Annotated in this window: 19 protein-coding genes; 13 read left to right on the forward strand and 6 right to left on the reverse strand. The window is 68.4% G+C overall.

Annotated elements, in window-relative coordinates:
- Positions 1-21: 21 nt before the first annotated feature.
- Positions 22-1,095, reverse strand: a complete 1,074-nt coding sequence (locus IU449_RS19530; protein ID WP_195003541.1) for a DNA polymerase IV — start codon at positions 1,093-1,095, stop codon at positions 22-24.
- A 76-nt stretch (positions 1,096-1,171) separates the two neighbouring features.
- Here IU449_RS19530 and IU449_RS19535 point away from each other — a divergent pair, with 76 nt between their 5' ends.
- Complete coding sequence (locus IU449_RS19535) at positions 1,172-1,747, forward strand: TetR/AcrR family transcriptional regulator (protein ID WP_195003542.1); 576 nt, start codon at positions 1,172-1,174, stop codon at positions 1,745-1,747.
- A gap of 98 nt (positions 1,748-1,845) precedes the next feature.
- Complete coding sequence (locus tag IU449_RS19540) at positions 1,846-2,280, forward strand: PaaI family thioesterase (RefSeq protein WP_195003543.1); 435 nt, start codon at positions 1,846-1,848, stop codon at positions 2,278-2,280.
- 76 nt (positions 2,281-2,356) lie between these two features.
- Here IU449_RS19540 and IU449_RS19545 read toward each other — a convergent pair whose 3' ends face one another.
- On the reverse strand, positions 2,357-3,346 hold the full coding sequence (locus tag IU449_RS19545; RefSeq protein WP_324188332.1) for a GlxA family transcriptional regulator: 990 nt from the start codon (positions 3,344-3,346) through the stop codon (positions 2,357-2,359).
- A gap of 131 nt (positions 3,347-3,477) precedes the next feature.
- Between IU449_RS19545 and IU449_RS19550 the strand changes: the two genes are divergently transcribed.
- Positions 3,478-4,410 carry an NAD-dependent epimerase/dehydratase family protein gene (locus tag IU449_RS19550; RefSeq protein ID WP_195003545.1) on the forward strand — a complete coding sequence of 311 codons (933 nt, stop codon included), beginning with the start codon at positions 3,478-3,480 and terminating at the stop codon, positions 4,408-4,410.
- A 34-nt stretch (positions 4,411-4,444) separates the two neighbouring features.
- Here IU449_RS19550 and lon read toward each other — a convergent pair whose 3' ends face one another.
- The gene (gene lon / locus IU449_RS19555; protein WP_228805342.1) at positions 4,445-6,859 is read right to left on the reverse strand and encodes an endopeptidase La; all 2,415 of its coding nucleotides are present in this window, start codon (positions 6,857-6,859) and stop codon (positions 4,445-4,447) included.
- 623 nt (positions 6,860-7,482) lie between these two features.
- Between lon and IU449_RS19560 the strand changes: the two genes are divergently transcribed.
- The 10 genes from IU449_RS19560 to IU449_RS19605 all read left to right on the forward strand — a co-directional run bounded on the left by IU449_RS19560 (position 7,483) and on the right by IU449_RS19605 (position 17,029).
- Positions 7,483-8,010, forward strand: coding sequence for a hypothetical protein (locus IU449_RS19560; RefSeq protein ID WP_195003546.1), 528 nt, complete (start codon positions 7,483-7,485; stop codon positions 8,008-8,010).
- Positions 8,011-8,126: 116 nt separating this feature from the next.
- Positions 8,127-9,242: a PLP-dependent cysteine synthase family protein gene (locus IU449_RS19565; protein ID WP_416382192.1), complete on the forward strand. Its 1,116-nt coding sequence runs from the start codon at positions 8,127-8,129 to the stop codon at positions 9,240-9,242.
- Positions 9,239-10,492 (forward strand): MFS transporter, encoded by a 1,254-nt coding sequence (locus IU449_RS19570; RefSeq protein ID WP_195003548.1) that lies wholly within the window; start codon positions 9,239-9,241, stop codon positions 10,490-10,492. Before IU449_RS19565 ends, IU449_RS19570 begins: the two co-directional genes overlap by 4 nt.
- 168 nt (positions 10,493-10,660) lie before the next feature.
- Positions 10,661-10,996, forward strand: coding sequence for a hypothetical protein (locus IU449_RS19575; RefSeq protein ID WP_195003549.1), 336 nt, complete (start codon positions 10,661-10,663; stop codon positions 10,994-10,996).
- A gap of 226 nt (positions 10,997-11,222) precedes the next feature.
- Positions 11,223-12,578, forward strand: a complete 1,356-nt coding sequence (locus tag IU449_RS19580) for a hypothetical protein (protein ID WP_195003550.1) — start codon at positions 11,223-11,225, stop codon at positions 12,576-12,578.
- A 129-nt stretch (positions 12,579-12,707) separates the two neighbouring features.
- Positions 12,708-13,499 (forward strand): TIGR03084 family metal-binding protein, encoded by a 792-nt coding sequence (locus IU449_RS19585; RefSeq protein ID WP_195003551.1) that lies wholly within the window; start codon positions 12,708-12,710, stop codon positions 13,497-13,499.
- Positions 13,500-13,851: 352 nt separating this feature from the next.
- Positions 13,852-14,496, forward strand: coding sequence for a hypothetical protein (locus IU449_RS19590; protein WP_195003552.1), 645 nt, complete (start codon positions 13,852-13,854; stop codon positions 14,494-14,496).
- Positions 14,497-14,599: 103 nt separating this feature from the next.
- On the forward strand, positions 14,600-15,877 hold the full coding sequence (gene lhgO / locus IU449_RS19595) for an L-2-hydroxyglutarate oxidase (RefSeq protein ID WP_195003553.1): 1,278 nt from the start codon (positions 14,600-14,602) through the stop codon (positions 15,875-15,877).
- Between the two features lie 113 nt (positions 15,878-15,990).
- Positions 15,991-16,458, forward strand: a complete 468-nt coding sequence (locus IU449_RS19600) for an SRPBCC family protein (protein ID WP_195003554.1) — start codon at positions 15,991-15,993, stop codon at positions 16,456-16,458.
- A 10-nt stretch (positions 16,459-16,468) separates the two neighbouring features.
- Complete coding sequence (locus IU449_RS19605) at positions 16,469-17,029, forward strand: ribonuclease H family protein (protein ID WP_195003555.1); 561 nt, start codon at positions 16,469-16,471, stop codon at positions 17,027-17,029.
- 100 nt (positions 17,030-17,129) lie between these two features.
- Here the strand turns inward: IU449_RS19605 and IU449_RS19610 are convergent, their stop codons facing one another.
- The 3 genes from IU449_RS19610 to IU449_RS19620 all read right to left on the reverse strand — a co-directional run bounded on the left by IU449_RS19610 (position 17,130) and on the right by IU449_RS19620 (position 20,369).
- On the reverse strand, positions 17,130-17,987 hold the full coding sequence (locus IU449_RS19610; RefSeq protein ID WP_195003556.1) for a hypothetical protein: 858 nt from the start codon (positions 17,985-17,987) through the stop codon (positions 17,130-17,132).
- A gap of 130 nt (positions 17,988-18,117) precedes the next feature.
- Positions 18,118-19,281, reverse strand: coding sequence for an MlaD family protein (locus tag IU449_RS19615; RefSeq protein WP_195003557.1), 1,164 nt, complete (start codon positions 19,279-19,281; stop codon positions 18,118-18,120).
- A complete protein-coding gene (locus tag IU449_RS19620) occupies positions 19,278-20,369 on the reverse strand; it encodes an MCE family protein (protein ID WP_195003558.1) in 1,092 nt (363 codons plus the stop codon). The genes IU449_RS19615 and IU449_RS19620 overlap by 4 nt, the downstream gene beginning before the upstream one ends.
- Between the last annotated feature and the right edge of the window lie 2 nt (positions 20,370-20,371).

The raw sequence follows: 20,371 nt of genomic DNA on the forward strand, positions 1-20,371 counted from the left end.
CGGCCCCCAAGTCGAAGCGGCCTACGACGCGGGCGCGAATTCCAGGCGCACGCCGAGCAGCCGGACCGGGCGGTCCAGCTCGAACCGGTCGACGACGCGCAGCGCCGCTTCGACGATTGTGGCCACGTCGGCGGTCGGTTCCGACAGCTTGGCCTGCTTGCTGCGGGTGAAGAAGGTGTTGGTGCGTACGGTGATCGAGACCCGCACGGTGATCCGGCCGGCCTCGGCCATCTCCTCGGCCACCTCGGTCGCCAACCGCGCCACCTGAGCGCGTATCTCGGCCGGGTCGGTGATATCGGCGGGAAAGGTCTCGGATCTGCTGCGGCCCACCGGAATCCGGGGCTCGGTGCTCACCTCGGTGTCGCCCTTGCCGTGGCCGAGCACCCACAGATAGGGGCCGGTGCTCGGACCGAATTCGGCGGCGAGGCGGTGCCGGTCGGCCGCCATCAGGTCGGCCACGGTCGCGATGCCGAGGTCGGCCAGGCGGGCGGCGATCCGGTTGCCGATGCCCCACAGCGCGTTCGTCGGGCGATGGCCCATGACCTCGGTCCAGTTGGCGGCGGTGAGCCGGAAAGTGCCGGTCGCCGCGCCCGGGTCGTCCGCGGGGGCCGCCGAGGACTTGCCCGCCGATTTCGCGAACCCGGTCGCCAGCTTCGCGGTGAGTTTGTTGTCGCCGATGCCGATCGCGCAGCCGAGGTCCAATTCCGCTACTGCTGAGCGGATCTCGCGGGCCAGCGACTCGGGGTCTTCGGTGTCGGCGGCCAGGAACGCCTCGTCCCAGCCCCACACCTCCACCCGGCCGGGGAAGGTGCGCAGCAACGCCATGACCTCGTCGGAGGCCTCCTCGTAGGCGGCCATGTCCAGCGGCAGGAAGACACCCTCCGGGCAGCGGCGCGCCGCCGACCGCAACGGCATCCCCGCCCGCACTCCGTAGGCACGGGCCGGATAGGAAGCGCAGGTCACGACCTTGCGCGGCTCCTCGGGATCACCGTTGCCGCCGACGATGACCGGCCTGCCGCGCAGTTCCGGATGGCGCCGGAATTCCACCGCCGCCTGGAACTGGTCGAGATCGACGTGCAACAGCCATCTGGCCACCTCTCCGTCATACCCCATCCCGGTACAGCTCTGGTCACGGCTTGCCACGCCGGAAAAACAGAACTAAATTCTGTCTGTGAAGATTCGAGATCGGTTGCTGCTGGCAGCCGAGCACGAGTTCGCCGAACAGGGGACCGTGGACGCCACCCTGGCGAGCATCAGGGCGAGCGCGGGAGCGAGCGTCGGAGCGCTTTACCACCACTTCCCGGACAAGGCGGAGCTGTACCGGCAGGTGTGGGCGTACGCGCTGCGCGACTACCAGCAGCACTTCTGGGCCGTCGTCGGTGACAGCGCCGACGCGCGCTCTGGAGTGATCGGCGGTGTCCACGAACATCTGCGCTGGGTCACCGAGAACCGGCACCGGGCGACGATCCTCATGTCCGCGCGCCCCCCCGGCGTCCACGACAGCGAGAACAACCGATCCTTCCTGACCGATGTCGCCAGGTGGTGGCGGACGCACGCGGGCTACGGCGCGGTCCGCGCGCTGGACTTCGACGTGCTCTACGCGCTCTGGCTCGGCCCGGCACAGGAGTATTCGCGCCAATGGCTCGGCGGCGCGGTCACGGCGCCGCCGACGGAGGTCGCGGGCGAACTGGCCCGCGCGGCCTGGCTGGTGCTGGCGGCCGGACCCGAGGCGCCTCGGTCCACATAGCCGATCTCTTTCCGCCACAACCGACTCCAGGCCACCGTGACCCCGCAGACAGCCACCACCCGACCGCGCCACAGCCCACAGCCACTCAGGAGGCTTCCATGACCGACTCCACCGCCCTTGATTTCGACCTCGCCACGCAAGTGCTGTCGGCTCAGCCGTTCGCCGATCTGGTCGGCACCCGACTGGCCGCCTTCGGCGACGGCGCCGCCACCCTGCTGGTGCCGATCCGGCCGCAATTGCGCCAGCAGTTCGGCTACGTCCACGGCGGCGTGCTCTCCTACCTCGCCGACAACGCGCTCACCTTCGCCGCGGGCACGGTGCTGGGCGGCAATGTGCTCACCGGCGGATTCAGCATCACCTATCTGCGGCCCGCCTCCGGGGAGACGCTGCGCGCCGAGGCGAAGGTCACCGGCGCGACCCGACGACAGGCCGTGGTGAACTGCGAGATCTTCGCCGAGACCGAGGGCACCGAGCCGATGCTGTGCGCACTCGCGCAAGGCACCACACGCGCCGTGGAGCGCGCCCTCAGTTGATCGCCTCCGAAAAGGACACGTGGCCGATGCCGACGGGGAGGTAGCGGATCCACGATCTCTCCGGCGGACTGTTCGTTCACGCTCCGGACAGGCCGCCGCGCGACCGATCCGGGTGCTGGGTGAACGCGGCACGGTATGCGCTGGGGGTCAGCCCGGTCCTGCGCGACAGATGCTTACGCAAGGAATCGGTAGTCGCCAGACCACTGAGGTGGGCAACTCGGTCCATCGGCAAGTCGGTGGTTTCCAGCAACTCCTGGGCCCGAATGATGCGCTGATGGAGCAGCCACTGGAGCGGACTGAGGCCGGTCTCGGCATGAAACCTGCGGGTCAGGGTGCGGATGCTGGTACGGGCATGATTCGCCAGAGCGGCGCGGGTGAGTGGCTCATGCAGTCGGTCAAGTGCCCAGCTGCGGGTTTCCGTCAGGGAGGTGCCGGTCTCCGGCGGTAGCGGTGTCCTGATGAACTGGGCTTGTCCACCCGGTCGCACCGGCGAAGCCACCATGAGACGGGCAACCGCGTTGGCCGTCGCGGCCCCGTAGTCGGTACGCACCAGATGCAGGCACAGGTCGATGCCGGCGGACAGACCGGCGGAGGTCACGATGTTGCCGTCCTCGACGTACAGCACATCGGGGCGAAGCTCCACTTCGGGGTAGCGGCCCGCGAACTCGTCGGACTTGGCCCAGTACGTGGTGGCTCGACGGCCGTCGAGCAATCCCGCCTGGGCGAGCACGAAGGCTCCGGTGCAGATCGAGGCGATTCGTTTACCCGCGATCGCGCAACGGCGCAACATCGCGAGAACGCGCGGGTCGATGTCGTCACGCGCGCCGGTTCCGGTGACGATGACCGTGTCGGCGTCAGCAGCGGCTTGCAGGCCGTGGCGGACGGTGATCTCGAGGCTGCTGTTGGTGGCGACAGGCCCGGGCCGCGCGGTACAGACACGCACACGGTAGCCGGGGGCGCCGTCGACCATCGCTTCGCCGAGCACCAACTCGGGGATGGACAGATCGAAGGTGGTGACCGGGGGGACGGCGACAACCGCCACCCGATGCGTCCCCTGTACCCGCACTGGCCTGAACCTCCGCATTGTTGGCATCTGGGCCACTATCGTATGGGTCGCTCAGGGCCGAGGCTTGGGAACACGTCGTGGCGCTATCGCGTCCGGCGCCACCCACAACTGTGTGACCAGGGAGAACGCGGATGTCCATGCATGTCGTCATCGGAGCCGGAGCCACCGGATCGGCCACTGCCCGCCTGCTGGCAGACACCGGGGAGCAGGTCCGACTCGTCACCCGACGCGGCAGTGGGCCGGTGCACGAGCGCATCGAGCGAGTCGCCGCCGACGCCACCGACATCGCGCGGCTCACCGAGCTGACGCGCGGCGCGGTCGCTGTGTTCAACTGCGCCATGCCGGCCTACGACCGCTGGCCGACCGATTTTCCCCCGCTGGCCGCCGCTGCGCTGGCAGCGGCCGAACGCACCGGCGCCGACTACATCATGCTCGGCAACACCTACGGCTACGGTCATACCGACACACCGCTGACAGAGAACCTTCCGATGGCGGCGACCAGTGTCAAAGGCCGTGTGCGGGCGCAGATGTGGAACGACGCCCGCGCCGCCTACGACGCGGGGCGGTTGCGCGTCACCGAGGTCCGAGCGAGCGACTTCCTCGGCGCAGGCGCCTACTCGCCGTTCACACTCATGGTCGGCGCGCATGTGCTGGCCGGATCGCCTGCCGCTTATCCCGGTGACCTCGATGCGCGACACAGCTGGACCTACACAGGCGATGCGGCGCGCACTCTCGTGGCCGCGGCACGCCACGAGCAGTCCTGGGGACGTGCCTGGCATGTGCCCTCGACATCCGAGGCGCCGGTGCGCGAACTCGCAGCACGACTGGCCGCCGCGGCCGGTGTCCCCGACCCGCGGCTGAATGCGATGACGAGGGCCGAGCTCGAGGAGATCGGACGGTCCGACTCGGTCATGGCGGAGATCCCGGAGATGCTGTACCTGTACGACCGGCCGAACATCCTCGACGCGTCGTTCACCATGAAGGCGCTGGATGTCGCCCCCACCCCCGTCGACGACGTGTTGGCGGAGATGGCCGCGGAACACACCGGGTCCGCGGCCATCTGACGACATATCCGGTCTGCCACAGGGTGGCGATCGATCAGGCTGTTGCCGCCAGCGTCGCACCCTCGACCGCCGGTTCGGCGACCGGCTCGATCGCGTAGGCGAGGATGTCGGCCACGTCGGCGACCGGGCGCACGTCCAGCGCGTCGAGCACCTCGGCGGGCACCTCGTCCAGGTCCGGCTCGTTGCGGGCGGGAATGAAGACGGTCGTCAGACCCGCTCGCTGGGCGGCGAGCAACTTCTGCTTCACCCCGCCGATGGGCAGCACCCGGCCGTTCAGCGTGACCTCGCCGGTCATGCCGACGTCGGCGCGGACCTGACGGCCCAGGGCCAGCGACACCAGCGCGGTCACCATGGTGACGCCCGCGGACGGGCCGTCCTTGGGCACCGCGCCCGCCGGGAAGTGGATGTGGATATTGCGGTCCAGCACCGAGGGCTCGATGCCGATCTCTTCCAGGTGCGAGCGCACGTAGGTCAGCGCGATCTGCGCCGACTCCTTCATGACCTCGCCCAACTGCCCGGTCAGGGTGAGCGAGCGCTCGCCCTCGGCGGCGTTGGCCTCGATGTAGAGGACGTCGCCGCCCGCACCGGTGACCGCGAGACCCGTCGCCACGCCGGGCACAGCGGTGCGTTCCACCGAATCCGGGGTGAACCGCGGCCTGCCCAGGTAGTCCACCAGGTCGCCGACATCGATGGTCAGTGAGCCGGGAACTGTTGCCGGACCGGCGTTCTCACCCACGATCACGTCGTCGTCGCCGAGTTCGGGGCGGTATCCGGCCTCGATCGCGGGGGCGACGGCATCCGGATCGGTGGACTCGGAACTGCCTGCCGCCACGCCGGACTCCGACTCGGAGAGGCGAGTGGCCGCCTTGCGCAGCGCCTTCGCGATCAGCCGTTCCATCTGCCGCACCCCGGCTTCCCGGGTGTAGTTCGCGGCGATCTCGCGCAGCGCCGCCTCGGTGACGCCGACCTCCTCGGCGGTCAGCGCGTTGCGCTCCAGCTGCCTGGGCACCAGGAAGTCTCGGGCGATGGCCACCTTGTCGTCCTCGGTGTAGCCGTCGACCGTGATCAGCTCCATGCGGTCCAGCAGCGGACCGGGAATGGTGTCCATGACGTTGGCGGTCGCGATGAACAGCACGTCGGACAGATCCAGATCCAGATCGAGGTAGTGGTCGCGGAAGGTGTGGTTCTGCGCCGGATCGAGCACCTCCAGCAGTGCCGCCGCGGGGTCGCCGCGGAAATCCGAGCCCACCTTGTCGATCTCGTCGAGCAGGACCACCGGGTTCATCGACCCGGCCTCTTTCATCGCGCGCACGATCCGGCCCGGCATCGCGCCGACGTAGGTGCGCCGGTGACCGCGGATCTCGGCCTCGTCGCGCACACCGCCCAGGGCGACGCGCACGAACTTCCGGCCCAGCGCCCGCGCCACCGATTCACCCAGCGAGGTCTTGCCGACACCGGGAGGGCCGACGAGTACCAGCACCGCGCCGGAGCCGCGGCCGCCGACGACCTCCAGCCCCCGGCGCGCTCGCCGGGCCCGCACCGCCAGGTACTCGACCATCCGGTCCTTGACCTCGTCGAGCCCGTGGTGGTCGGCGTCGAGCACCGCCCGAGCGGCGGCGACATCGGTGCTGTCGGTGGTCTTGTCCTGCCACGGCAGTTCGAGCACGGTGTCGAGCCAGGTCCTGATCCAGCCGGATTCGGGACTCTGGTCGCTGGTCCGCTCCAGCCTGCCGACCTCGCGCACGGCGGCCTCGCGCACGGCGCCGGGCAGGTCGGCCTGCTCCACGCGGGTGCGGTAGTCCTCGGCGCCGTCGGGTTCGTCCTCGCCGAGTTCCTTGCGAATGGCGTTGAGCTGCTGGCGCAGCAGGAATTCGCGCTGGGTCTTCTCCATGTTCTCGCGGACCTCCTCACCGATCTTCTCGGTGAGTTCGGACTCGGCGATGTGCGCCTTGGTCCATTCGATCAGCGAGGTCAGCCGCTGCGCGGGCTCCGGGGTTTCGAGCAATTCGCGCTTCTGCTCGGCGGACAGGTAGGAGGCGTAGCCCGCGGTATCGGCGATCGCGGAGGGGTCGGTCAACTGGTCGACCGCGTCGATGAGCTGCCAGGCCTCCCGGCGCTGAAGCACCGAGATCACCAGCTTCTTGTATTCGGCGGCCAGTTCCTTCGTCCGGCCGTCGGCGGGCGGAGTTTCGACCGGCTCGGCCTCGACCCACAGCGCCGCGCCGGGCCCGGTGACGCCGTGGCCGATCCTGGCGCGGCGTTCGGCCTTGAGCACGGCAGCGGGCGTGCCACCGCGCATCCGGCCGACCTGTTCGATGGTCGCGATCACGCCGTAGGCGGCGTAGCCCTCGGGCAGGCGGGGTGCGAGCAGCACGGCGTCGGTCTGCGCGGCGCGCGCGGCGTCGATCGCGGCCTGCGCGGATTCGTCGAGTTCGATGGGCACGACCATGCCGGGCAGCACGATCGGATCGGTCAGGAACAGCACCGGCAGATCACGGGGTGTAGTCACGTCTTCGATCCCTCCAAAGAGTTGAGCGATACCTACTCAACCCACCGGGATTTCGCATTGTTCCTTCTGGTGGCGGTGTTCACCGACAGCGAATCCGGAGATTCTCATCCGCCATATCGATCCCTCATTCGGACTGGGGCGGCCGGGTTGTCGGCGTTCGTGCGCCGCCCCGATGCCGAGCGACGCTTCCGAACCGGCCACCCGCCGGGCTTCCGAATGGACGGGCCAGCGTCTGATCGCAACGCCGAAATACCCCTCGCGCAATTCGATTCGGCTTTGTCACGATCACCTCGCCGTTACACGAATCGTGTTATGGGAGGGTGACTGAGAAGTTACTGAGAATGATCAGGGAAGGTGATCACGGACACACAAGGCGGGCGCGTGGGCATCTATGGTTCTCCCGTGTCCGCCACCCGCTCCGGTTCACCCGGCACACTGTGTGTGCTCCCGACCCCGGCGATATCGAAGGCCCGCTTCGGCCGTTCCTTCACGACCTGCCGCGCGGTGAACGAGGTACTCGAGGACTGCCTGCGGCAGCACCTCGCGGAATGGGACCCAGCGCGGTGACCCGAGCGCAATTCTTTTCCCGCACGAATGGCGACACGTCGAACGGGCAGGTCGGCCGCGGCAATACAGCTGCGGAGAGAACAGCTCTGCACCCGGTAGCGATGCGGCGTCAGTCGAAAACTCCGGCGGATGGTCGGCCTCGGTTGCACCGCCGCATCGTCGTGACCTGGGTGACCGCGATCCTGATGCTGGTGTTCTCGCTGGCCGGCTGCGATGGCGAACGCGACTATCTTCACCAGACGACCACCTCCTCCTCCGGCGCCGCGGCTTTCAGCGCTGCCGAAGCAGAGTTCTGCTCCGCGCCCGGCGGGCCCGACGAACAACCACACGCCCGCCACCTGGCCTCCAACGACTTCGCTGTCGCCGGATCCGATACCGCGAAAGCTCGCGTCGCTTCCGATCAGGGCGGACACGTGGCTGTCGAGGGCGCACCTACCCCGGCCACCTTTTCCCTCTCCACCGTCCCACTGACCTCTCTCGGTGGCCGCGACATCTTGACCCATTTCTGTATCTCCAGACGCTGACAGGCCAGCGCCAGGCCGACGGCCCACAGGGCCGCGCGGCCGGTGTCTGCTGCTCGAAATCGTCTGCGCCGCATCGCGCGCACATACAGAAAGCGACACCCATGGACGATGTCGTCATGTCCGGGACCCTCACGGACCTCACCGAACCCTGGGGCGAGGCGCTACTTCGTGCCCGTTCTCCCCACGAATTGATCGGTAACACCCCGGTGCAGTGGATAGGGGCCCCATTGGCACCTCCGAACCGGGGCTTCTGGGCGAAGCTCGAGGGCGCGAACCCGGGCGGAATGAAGGACCGACCTGCCCTCCATATGGTCCGGCAAGCCGAGATACGCGGCGATCTGGCGCCCGGAGCGCGGATCATCGAATCCACCAGCGGAACCCTGGGCCTCGGCCTGGCCCTCGCGGGGATTGTCACCGGGCATCCGACCACAGTAGTGACCGATCCCGGATTGGAACCGATCGTCTCCAGAATGCTGGCCGCCTATGGGGCCGAGGTCGAGCTGGTGACCGAACCCCACCGGGTCGGCGGCTGGCAGCAGGCGCGCCGGGAACGGGTCGAGGAATTGCTGGCGGCCGAACCCGGGTCGTGGTGCCCGGACCAGTACACCAACCCCGACAATGTCGCCGGTTACGAATCGCTGGCACTGGAGTTGATGAACCAGGTCGGTGGCGTCGACGTGCTGGTCTGCGCAGTCGGCACGGGCGGCCACTCCGCCGGAGTGGCCCGGGTGCTACGACGGTTCCAGCCGGAGATGAAGCTCATCGGTGTGGACACCGTCGGCTCCACCATCTTCGGCCAACCGGCACAACCTCGCCTGATGCGTGGTCTGGGTTCGAGCATCTACCCGGCCAACGTCGACTACGGCGCCTTCGACGAAGTGCACTGGGTCGGCCCCGCCGACGCGGTATGGGCCTGCCGCGCGCTGGCGTCGACCCACTACGCCAGCGGCGGCTGGAGCGTGGGCGCAGCGGCACTGGTGGCCGGATGGGTGGCACGAACCCACGACGCCGACACCCGGATCGCCGCAGTGTTCCCCGACGGGCCGCACCGCTATTTCGACACCGTCTACAACGACGCCTACTGCGCCGAGCACGGACTTCTCTACGCCGAACCCCCGCTCGGCCCCGAGATCATCGACCACCCCGGGCAGCGGGTAGTGCAGAACTGGACCCGGTGCACAACCGTGGTCGACCCGCGCCCCCGCCCTGCCTCCTCCGAGGTGGCGCCATGACCCTGCTCGGAAAATTCCGCAGCTTCGACCTGCCCGCACGCCTGCTGATGATCAACCAGTTCGGCATCAACCTCGGCTTCTACATGCTCATGCCCTATCTTGCCGGGTACCTCGCCGGACCCCTCGGCCTCGCAGCCTGGGCCGTGGGCTTGGTATTGGGAGTACGCAACTTCTCCCAACAGGGCATGTTCCTCATCGGCGGGACCCTCGCCGACCGGCTCGGCTACAAACCGCTCATCGTCGCCGGATGCCTGCTGCGCACCGGCGGCTTCGCGCTGCTCGTCTTCGCGGAATCACTACCGGCACTACTGCTTGCCTCGGCCGCGACCGGTTTCGCGGGCGCACTGTTCAATCCGGCGGTCCGGGCCTACCTGGCCGCCGATACCGGGGAACGCCGCGTCGAGGCTTTCGCCGTGTTCAACGTGTTCTACCAGGCCGGAATCCTGGCCGGACCGCTGGTGGGCCTGGCGCTGATGGCCCTGGACTTCCGCGCCACCGCCGGGGCCGCGGCGGTGGTCTTCGCCACGCTGACGGTGGCGCAACTGTATGCACTACCCAACCGGCACACCCTCGAGGCTCCGCAGAAGAACTCGGTACTCCACGACTGGCGGACCGTCGCTGGCAATCGCCGATTCGTCTGGTTCTCCATCGCCATGATCGGGTCCTATGTGTTGTCGTTCCAGACCTACCTGGCGCTGCCGCTGCAGGCCGAGGTCATGGCCGGCGACCACGCACAGGCTCTGGTCTCCGCCATGTTCGTCGTGTCCGCGATCGTGGCGATCGCCGGACAGTTGCGCATCACCGCGTTCTTCGCCGACCGCTTCGGTAACGGGCGCTCCTTGGTGATCGGCATGTGTGTCCTCGCCTTCGCGTTCCTCCCACTGGCGATCGTCCCGGGCGTCGGCACCTTCGGCACCGTCGCCGCCTACGCCGCGCTGCTGATCTCGGCGGCGTTGCTGGCCATCGGCACGGCCACGGTGTTCCCGTTCGAAATGGACAGCGTGGTCTCGCTGGCCGGAAACCGGCTCGTAGCAACCCACTACGGCTTCTACAACACCATCGTCGGTGTCGGCATCCTGCTCGGGAACCTCGCCACTGGAGCCGTCCTCGGCGCCGCGCGGGAAGCAGGTGCCGAAATCCTCGTCTGGCTCGGCCTCACCGCACTCGGCGTCGTCTCCGCACTGGCACTGCATCGCCTCGACCGGTCCCGGCCCGCGCAACACCCCCAGCCGGAGCACGCTCGGGTCTGACCGATCGGCTCGGTGGTCGGCGCGCCGAGATCTCTGCGCCGCAGACCCCGCCATCGCACCGGCTGATCCGCCGACGCCGACTTCGTCTCTCGAATGAGCCGCCTCTGCACGTCCCGGTCGGCTCAACCCCGAATCCATCGTGTTCGATCACAACAGCAAAGGAATACTGTGAAACTGTTCGCCTCACTGACCGTCCTCACCGCCCCGCTCAGCGCGCTCCTGATGACGAGCGCGCCTGCGGCGGCAGTATCGGTAACCCCCTCCGACAGCACGGTCACCGTGCAGCTGACTCAGGCCGAAGCCGCAGCCATCACCGCACTGAACCTGGGCCCGGTCCTGGGTGCCCTGCCGCCCAACTTCACTCCGTACGCCAAACAGCTACTCGGCGACAACATCTCCCGGCTCGCCGCCCAGGCAGCCCGAACGCCCGGCTCCGCGCTGGTGGTGGTGATCGATCAACCGGTCGCAAGCCCTCCCGGTGTCAGTGTCTCCGTGACCCGCTGACCGAGCACCGCTCGGACGGTACGAGGCTGACCTCGGAAAGCCGAGCAGTGCCCGACACCGTGGACCAGGCGCTCACCACCGGGGCGCCTGGTCCAGTTCACCGACCGCCACCCGGCACCCGGACGATCGGCGGCACCGGGACGGCGCGCGTTGACACCCGATCAGGGCAATGAGAATGTGAGGCTTCGAGCTAGTTCACAAGATCGGTTGAAGGGGGACCTCCAGGATGTCGACACTCGCGACAGGGGTGTTCATCGACTGGGAGGATCTGACCGGGCAATCCACGTTCGTCGTCGAACTGATCAGTTTTCCGATCTTCGCCGCGATCGCGGGCCTGCTCACCAACTGGACCGGCGTGCTCATGCTGTTCTGGCCGGTGGAATTCCGCGGCGTGCGCATTCCCGGACTGCACGTGCTCTATCCGTACCTGCCGAGGCGGGTGCAGGTGCTGCCGACATTCTCCGGTGACGGCAGACGGCTGGGTTTCCAGGGTTTCATTCCGGCGCGTGCGGAGAAGATGGCCAGCATCTGCGTCGACAAGGCGCTCATGCGGATCGGCAGTCCGAAGGATTTCATCCACGAACTCGATCTGGACGGGGTCGCGGACTATATCGCCGAGATCGCCGGGTCGCGGACTCCCGAGATCGTCGACGAGGTGATGTACCGGGAGAACCCCGATCTGTGGAAAGCGGTGCCGCGCCAGGTCAGGCAGGTGATCTATCAGCGCGTCGAAGCACAGTTGCCGAAATTGTGCAGGCGGTCGTTCGAATCCCTCGGCGACAATATCGACCAGCTCATCGATATCAAGACCTTCGTCATCCGCTACCTGCGTCAGAATCCGGAGATCCTGAAGGATCTGACCACGACGATCGCCGAGCCGGAACTGAAATTCATGATCCGGATCGGCCTGCTCGGCGCGCCGTTCGGTTTGCTGCTGGCCCTGTATCTGCACGTGCACGAGAGCATTCCGGTGATCGGCTGGCTGCCCGCCTGGCTGATCGTGCTGCTCGCCTCGGCGGCCATCGGCGTGATCGTCAATGTGATCGCGGTGAAGATGGTGTTCGAACCCGGCGATCCGCAACCGCGCTACAAATACTTGTGGCGCCAGGCGCTGCTGGCCAAGCGACAGCCGCAGGCGGCGACCGATCTCGCGCATATCCTCGCCTACCAGGTGCTCACCCTGCCGAATCTGTCGGAAGAACTGCTCGAGGGGCCCAACGGCGACAAAACCCGTCAGCTCATCGAACGGCTGATTTCCGACGAGATCCACCGCCAGCTCGGGCCGACCCATTCGGTGGTGCGCGCGGCGTTCGGCGCACGCCAGTTCGACAACCTGACCGTCGGCGCCGCGGGCGCGGCGGTCGGGCTGGCGCCGAGCCTGGCCGAGGACGAGGAGTTCGCCCGCGAACAAGCCTCGAAGATCGACGAGTTCGCCACCCGGAAACTGCGAATGCTCTCGCCCGGCGAATTCATGGAGATGTTCTACGCCTCGGTCGAACAGGACGCCTGGCTGCTCTACCTGCACGGCGCCGTGCTCGGCCTCGGCGTCGGCGCGGTGCACCTGCTGCTGTTCGGCTGGTAGGACCGCCGGGGAGCGACCTATCTCCGAAAAAAAACCAGCACGCATGCTTGTGTTTGCCCGGTAGGCGCTGCGATGCTGGTCGGCAGTCGGCACACAACGATCGTGTGCCCCGACCGGCAAGGGGTAGTGATGGCTGACCTGGAAGCTCTGCTCGGCGATTTCGCCGCGGAATGCGCGGATCTCGAAGAGTTGGTGGCACCGCTGAGCGATGCGCAGTGGCGTACCGAGACGCCCGCGCCCGGCTGGAGCATCGCCCACCAGATCGGGCATCTGGCCTGGACCGACGAGATCGCCACCGTCGCCGCCACCGATCCCGCCGAGTTCACCCGGCGGGTCACCGAGGCCGGGGCGGGTGTGCTCACCATGGTCGACGATGTCGCCGCCGAGGCCGCCGAGATGGCGCCCGCCGATCTGCTGCGCCGCTGGCGAGCCGGACGCGACGGCCTGATCGACGCGCTGCGCGCGGTGCCCGCGGGGACGAAACTGCCGTGGTTCGGCCCGCCCATGAGCGCCGCCTCGATGACCACCGCCCGGCTGATGGAGACCTGGGCGCACGGGCAGGACGTGGCCGACGCGCTCGGCGTGCGCAGGCAACCCACGGCGCGGCTGCGCGCGGTGGCGCACATCGGCGTGCGTACCCGCGACTTCGCGTATGCGGTGCGCGGCAAGACGCCGCCCGCCGAGGAGTTCCGGATCGAACTCACCGCACCGGACGGCAGCCTGTGGACCTGGGGACCGGAGGCGGCGGCCCAACGAGTGAGCGGACCCGCACTCGATTTCTGCCTGCTGGTGACTCAGCGACGGCATCCGGGCGATCTGGCCTTGCGCGCGCAGGGGACCGAGGCCGCCGAATGGCTGGACATCGCCCAAGCCTTCGCGGGTCCCAGTGGGTCGGGGCGGACGGCGGGCCAGTTCGACTGACCCCCGGTCAGGCCCACGAATCGGTATCCGGGAACCCGCGCGAGCCGGCGTGTGCACGGCCCCGGGGGAGCAAGCGAGCGCCGCACTTGGGTGCGCCGTTCGTGTCGACGGGCCGGACGCCGTTGGCCGGAAGTATCGCTGGCAGTCGAGTATGGCGCTCGCTCGCTCACCCCAGGGATACCCATTACCGCTCGACGGAAACTCCGCCGAAACGCGCGGATGTGATCCTGGACGCACCGGAGCGCACCGTCCGGCCGCTGTCGTACGCTGGCCTGGCGTCCGGCTTTCGACGATGCGGGCCGGACTTCCGGACACCTCAGGAGTTTCGCGACACCGAGGAGAGGAACGCATCGTGACCGCACAACGCACGAATCAAGCCGCTCGGTACACGGCGATCGTGTCCGCGAGCGCGGCCAGCCTCACCCTGACCGTGGCAGCCGGTGCCTACGTGATGAGCCAGATATCGCCGAGCGCGTCGACCACCACGCCGGCAACGACCCTTGACCGGCCGGACCGCTCCGTCATCGAGGTACAGCCGCGGATCGCGCGGGCTTTCACCGCCGCCGCGCCCGGCGGCTCGGCCCCGGCCCCGGCCTCGTTCGGTGTCGGCGGAACGGGAGGCCGGGTGTTCGCGCCCGTCACCGATCCCCCGGCCGTCGATCTTCCCGCCGCGCAGACCGTGCCCCAGCCCGCACCCGCACGGCGCACCGAGTCGGGAAGCTCGCTCGATCTCGGCGTGGCCGAGCTGAACACCCACCGCGACGAACAGCACACGACGGTCACCCTGACGGTCGACCCCGAGGTCACCGCGGCGCTGCACGGCTTGCTCACCGAATCCCCCACGGATCCCAGCGGTCCCACCACGCTCAGCACCGACATCGACCGCGGGCGCGGTGGGGTGGCCCTCGGCTTCTCCGACCCGTTGCTCGGCGAGCGGAGCGTGGAGGTGCCTGGCACCAGGCCGGCCGCGCGCCCCGCCGGGCCCACGCCCGTCTAGCGAACCTCACCGGCCGCGCCGCGCCGCGCGTCCGGCCGACCTCGCGTGCCCGCGGAGCGACGCGCCGAGGCCGCCCCGAGCGGGCGAAGTACTGTGTGCCGACGTGTACGACTTCTGTGTGATCGGCGGCGGCATCGTCGGCGTCGCGACGGCTCACGAGCTGCTGAGCAGGAATCCCGGCGCGAGCGTGGTGCTGGTGGAGAAGGCCGAGCGGCTCGGCGCCCACCAGACCGGGCACAACAGCGGCGTGATCCATTCCGGCATCTATTACGAGCCGGACAGCCTCAAGGCGCGACTGTGCCGTGCGGGCGCACGGTGGACCACCGAGTTCGCCCGCGAGCACGGGATCGACCACCGGATCTGCGGCAAGCTGCTGGTGGCCACCGATGCCGCCGAGTACGAGCGGATGCTGGCGCTGCACGAGCGGTCGATCACCAACGGCGTACCGGTCGAACTGCTCGACGCGACCGAATTGCGCAGGCGCGAGCCGCATGTCGCCGGTGTCGGCGCGTTGTTCGTGCCCGGCACCGGCATCGTCGACTATCGCGCGATCACCGAGGCACTGGCCGGGCAGGTGCGGGCGATGGGCGGCACGGTGGTGCTCGGCGCGACGGTCACCGCGATCACCGAGACCGACGAGCACGTCACTGTAGAGAGCACAGCAAGCACAGCAAGCACGGCAGGCACCGCCGACTGGGCGAACACGGCGAGTACGGCGGACACAGCGAGCACAGCCGGCACCGCGAGCACGGCGGATCGGGCACGCCGGTGGACGGCGCGCACGCTGGTGGTGTGCGCGGGCCTACAGGCCGACCGGATGGCCCGGCTCGCGGGGCTGGACATCGGCCTCCGCATCGTTCCGTTCCGCGGCGAGTACTACCAATTGCCGCCGGAGCGAGCCGATCTGGTGAACACGCTGATCTACCCGATCCCCGACCCGAGCCTGCCGTTCCTCGGCGTGCACCTGAGTCCTACGGTCGACGGCGCGCTGACCGTCGGCCCGAACGCGGTGCTCGGTCTGTCGCGGGAGGGGTACCGCAAGGGCAGCGTGAACGGACGCGACCTGCTCGACATCCTCACTTTCCCCGGCATGCGGCGGGTGGCCAGGACCCATCTGCGCACCGGCGCAAGAGAATTGCGCAACTCGTTGTTCAAACGTGGCTATCTCGCGGAGTGTCGCAAGTACTGCCCGGAGCTGACCCTGCACGATCTGCGGCCACGTACCGCCGGTATCCGGGCGCAAGCGGTCTTGCCGGATGGCACGCTGGCACACGACTTCCTGATCGAACGCACCCCGCGCTCGATCCACGTGCTCAACGCGCCGTCGCCCGCGGCGACCTCGGCCGTACCGATCGCGGGCCACATCGTCGACCAACTCTGAACCGCCTCCAGAGGTTTCGGATCGCTCGCGGCCACCGAGTGATTCCGTGTCACCTCTCGAATAAAGAGGACTGCTGTAGTACTTTTGTCGCAGCTGTGGATCAGGGAGGGCCTATGGGCCACATCAAATACGCCAGCGACGTCGGCGCACCCGCCGAGGTCGCCTTCACCTACACCGATAACCACCTGTCCGTACCGGACTGGATGTTCGGTGTGCGTGCCTTCGAGCCGGCCGGAGACATCGACCAGGGTGTCGGAGCGGTTTTCGCGATCACCTCGCGCCTGTGGCCGCGGCCGATCGGCTGCGAGATCACCGAGCACCGACGCAATGCCGTGCTCTCCTACACGCTACGTGGACGGCGGCTGCGCGGAACCCTGACGTTGCGTTTCGACCCGCTCGGCTACGGCCGCTCGGTGCTGACCTCCGAAGCCCGCTACGAGAAACCGAGCGGACCGGTCGGCCGGATGTGCTCCGGCCTGGTCGAGGCCGCGGTGCGCCGCGCGCTGCGGCGAACCGAAGCCCAGTTACGAAGAGAGATCGAAGAGTTCCACGGGACCGATCTTGTCGGGCGGATCGCATAGAGTGCCCGCCATGATCATCGTGAGCACCGACGGCTCGTGCCTGCGCAACCCCGGTGGCGCCATCGGCTGGGCGTGGGTCGATCATCAGGGCGGCGCCAGCGCCAGCGGCGGAGCACCCACCGGCACCAATCAGGTCGCCGAGCTGCGCGCCGTCCTCGAGGCGATCCTCGCCCACCCCGGCGAGGAACACCTGCTGATCGAGAGCGATTCGCTCTACGCCATCAAGTGCGCCTCGGAGTGGATCCACGGCTGGCGCAACAACGGCTGGCGCACCTCCAACGGGAACACGGTCAAGAACGCCGAGCTGATCGCCGCGATCGACCGGGCCATCGCCGGACGGCCGGGGCCGGTGCGCTTCCGCTGGGTGCGGGGCCATGTCGGCAACTACTTCAACGAACGCGCCGACGCGCTGGCCGGTGAGGCGGCCAGGCGAGCGGCGGCGGCTCCGGGGGAGGCTACGCGCGACGAGGTCGCGCCCATCGTGTCGACACCGGCGCCACCGCCGGTCACGGGGAAGGTCGTCACGGGAAAGGCCACGACGGCGGGTTCACAGGCGCTCACCCTGTTCTGACCCGCACGCGGCGCGCGAAGTCCACGGAGAAAGACCTCCGGCGGTGGAGACCCAGGTCCCACCGCCGGAGGCGTCTTCGGTGTTCGGTTGTGTGAGCCGGTCAGTTGCCCGGTGCCGGTGCGGGTGCTCCCTCGGTGGGCTCGCCTTCGGCGGGGACGCCGCCTTCGGCGGGAGCGGGTGTGCCGCCGGGCAGACCGGCGCCTGAGCCTGGGTCCTTCAGCATCGGGGAGTCCAGCTTGGCGACCTTCCACTTGCCGTCCTCGTTGCGCAGGTCGGCGATCACCACGATGAACTGGCGATCCGGGGTCGGCTGGGTGAAGTTGGTGCGGAATTGGGTCATGGTGACCAGCACGGTGGCCTGCTCGGTGTCGCCCTGCTGGAAGCCGCACTGCACGTCGTCGACCCAGGACTTCACCTGCGCCTGCACCATCGCGTCCGACAGCGCCTTGCCCGCCTGTTCGAATTCCTCGCGGAAATCGCCGGTGGCGTTGTCCTTCACCTTGGCGAAGTAGCCCTCGAGGTCGTTGGCGTAGTCGTACTCCGAGACGGTGCGGCCGAAGTCGCAGGCCGCGCGGGTGGCATCGTCGACGGCGGCCAGTTCCGCGCCACGGCGATCGGCCTGTAGATAGAACACCACCACGGCGGTGATCGCGGCGACCAGCAGAATGCCCGCCACGAAGGCGGCGATGATCGGCGTCATGCCGCCCTTGGCGTCGCCGCTGGAGGCCGACGCGGTGTCCTCGCCCGCCTTCTCGCTCGTGGTCTCGGCAGGAGCGGCCTTCGCGATCGAGACCTTCTCGGTCTTCTCGGCGGCCTCGGCCGACGCGGCCTTCTTCACCACGACCGTCTCCGCATTCGGATCGGCGGACGTTTCCTTCTTCGACACGACGGTCTGGTCATCGCTTCCCGTGGTGCCGTTGGCGTCGTTGTCGGTGTTGTCGGCGTTGTCGGTGGCCATCGATAGATACCTGCACTTTCCCGGCGCGTGAAAGCGCCGATCGGGTGGCCGGCCGCGCTCGGAGTGCGACCGTGCCCGTTCTGGCGGCGAGTATGCCGGGCCGAGGTGAACACCCACGGTCCGGGTCGGCTCACCGCACCGGCGGGAGGGTCCGTTCGTGCGGATCCACCCCCGGCGGCATCTGCGCGCCGTTGTTCGGCACATCAGGGCGAGGCGCGTTGGCCGCGCCGCGGATCTGCTGTCCGGGCGGCGGATTCACGCAGTAGTTCCACTTCGGGATCGCGCCGTCCTGCACCACTTCGTTGCGGTACACCTCGGTGTCGTAGGTGCAGAAGGGACGCGGCCAGATGTCGATCATGGCGCGGAACTCACCGTTGACCGCGGGCACGCCGAGCGCCTCGACGCCCGCCGCGAGCGAGGGGAACAGCGCGCGCAGCGCGGGTAGCCGCAACTGCGCCGCCCTGGTGATGGCGACGAAGTTGGTGACCAGGCCGGTCATCGGATCGGTGGTCGTGTCGAGCACCGCCCCGAGCCGGGCGAGCTGGTCGGGCGCCTGGTCGAGCACCCGCTGCACCTCGGCGTTGGCGTTGTTGAACTGTTCGAACAACATGCCGGAGTTGGCGGTGAGCGTCGCCAGGTCCGGCTGCGCCTGCGAGGTGGTGGCGGCGATCGTGCGCAGATTGGTGATCAGGTTGGTCGTCTGCGGCAGCAGCGAGTCCAGGCCCGCGGTGGCCAGCGAGATCCCGTTGACCAGGCCGCGCAGCTGATCGGGGCCGCCGCTGAGCGCGATGTCGAGCTCGTCGAGGATCACGCTGAACTTGTCCGGGTCGATCTGGGAGATCAGCGCACTCGAGTTGTCCAGCACCGACCAGATCGGCGTGGGGGTCTTGACCCGCTCGGCGTCGAACTCGATGACATCACCGTCGCCGAGGTAGGGACCGTCCTCGGTGTCGGGCCGGAAATCGATGTACTGCTCACCGGCGCCGGAGAGCGCCTGCACCGACACCATGGTGTCGACCGGGATCTCGTAGTCACTGTCGATCCTGGCGACGGCCGCGATGGCCTGACCGCGGTCGATCAATTCGATCGAATCGACCTTGCCGACGCGGAAACCGCGCAGCGTCACGTCGTTGCCCGGCTGCAGGCCACCGGAGCGGTCCAGCTTCACCGTGACCGAGTACTCCGAGCGCAGCGGGTTGAACCGCATGACCGCCACCGCGAGGTAGCTGGCGCCGACCACCAGTATCAGCAGCAGACCAAGGGCCGAGAGCCATTGCGTGCGCGACAGCTTCATCGCTGTCCCCCTTCGACCCGGTTCTGCACCAGCTGCAGCACCTGGAGCATGCTTCCGGTGAAGTCGGCGACATCGTTGAGGTCCCACAGACCGGCGTTGGCCGGGTCGGTCAGCGCGCTCACGTCCAGATTCGTCGCGGTGGCGAAGACCGAGAAGCTGCGTCCGCGGAAGGTGGCGTCCACCTTCGGGCGGATCTCGTGCATGCGATCGAGCATGACCTCGAACTCACTGCCGGTCGCCGCCAGCGCGTTCATCAGTTGGTGAGTGTTCTCCAGCAGGCTCGCCAGCTGCTCGCCGGAGGTGACCGAGTAGTCGCCGATCGCCGCACTCGCCGTCGACAACTTGGTCAGCAGTTCGCCGATCGCCTGGTTGTTCTCGGCGATGGCGCCGATCATCTGCGGCAGCGTGTCGGCGACCTCGCCGAGCTCGGCCCGCCTGCTCTCCAGCGTGCCCGCCAGTGTGTGGAACTGATCGAGGGTGGCGTCCACCCGGGCGGAGTTCTCGTTCAGGCTGCCGATCACACCGGTCAGCTCGGAGATCAGATGGCCGAGCTGCTCACCGCGACCGCCGACGATCGAATCGAGTTCCGCGCCGATCTTGGACAGCGCCGCCACGCCGCCGCCGTTGAACAACAGCGACACCGAGATCAGCAACTGCTCCACGGTGGCGCCCGCGGAGGTCTGTTCCAAAGTCAGGGTGTCGCCGTCGGAGAGCATCGGCGTGCCCGGTTCGGCGACCGGTTTCGAGACCGCGACGAATACGTCGCCGAGCGGGGTCGCCTGGCGCAGTTCGGCGGTACTGCCCTCGGGCAGTTCGATATCGCTGTCGATGGTCAGATCGACGACGGCCTGGAAGTTCTTGGTCCTGATGTTGGAGACCACACCGACATCGGAACCGCCGATCTTCACCTTCGCCTGATCAGGCAGGTTCAGCGCGTTCTCGAACACCGCGTGCAGGGTGTAGGTGTCCCCGGACTGCCCTGGCTTGGGCAGCGGCAGATCCTCCACCGTGAGACTGCACCCGGAGGTGATGCCGACTCCGGCGACCGCGGCCAGGGCGATCAGCGCCCGGCGTGCCTTGTTGCTCATTC

It is taken from the genome of Nocardia higoensis, from assembly GCF_015477835.1.
In the GTDB taxonomy this organism is placed as follows: Bacteria; Actinomycetota; Actinomycetes; order Mycobacteriales; family Mycobacteriaceae; genus Nocardia; species Nocardia higoensis_A.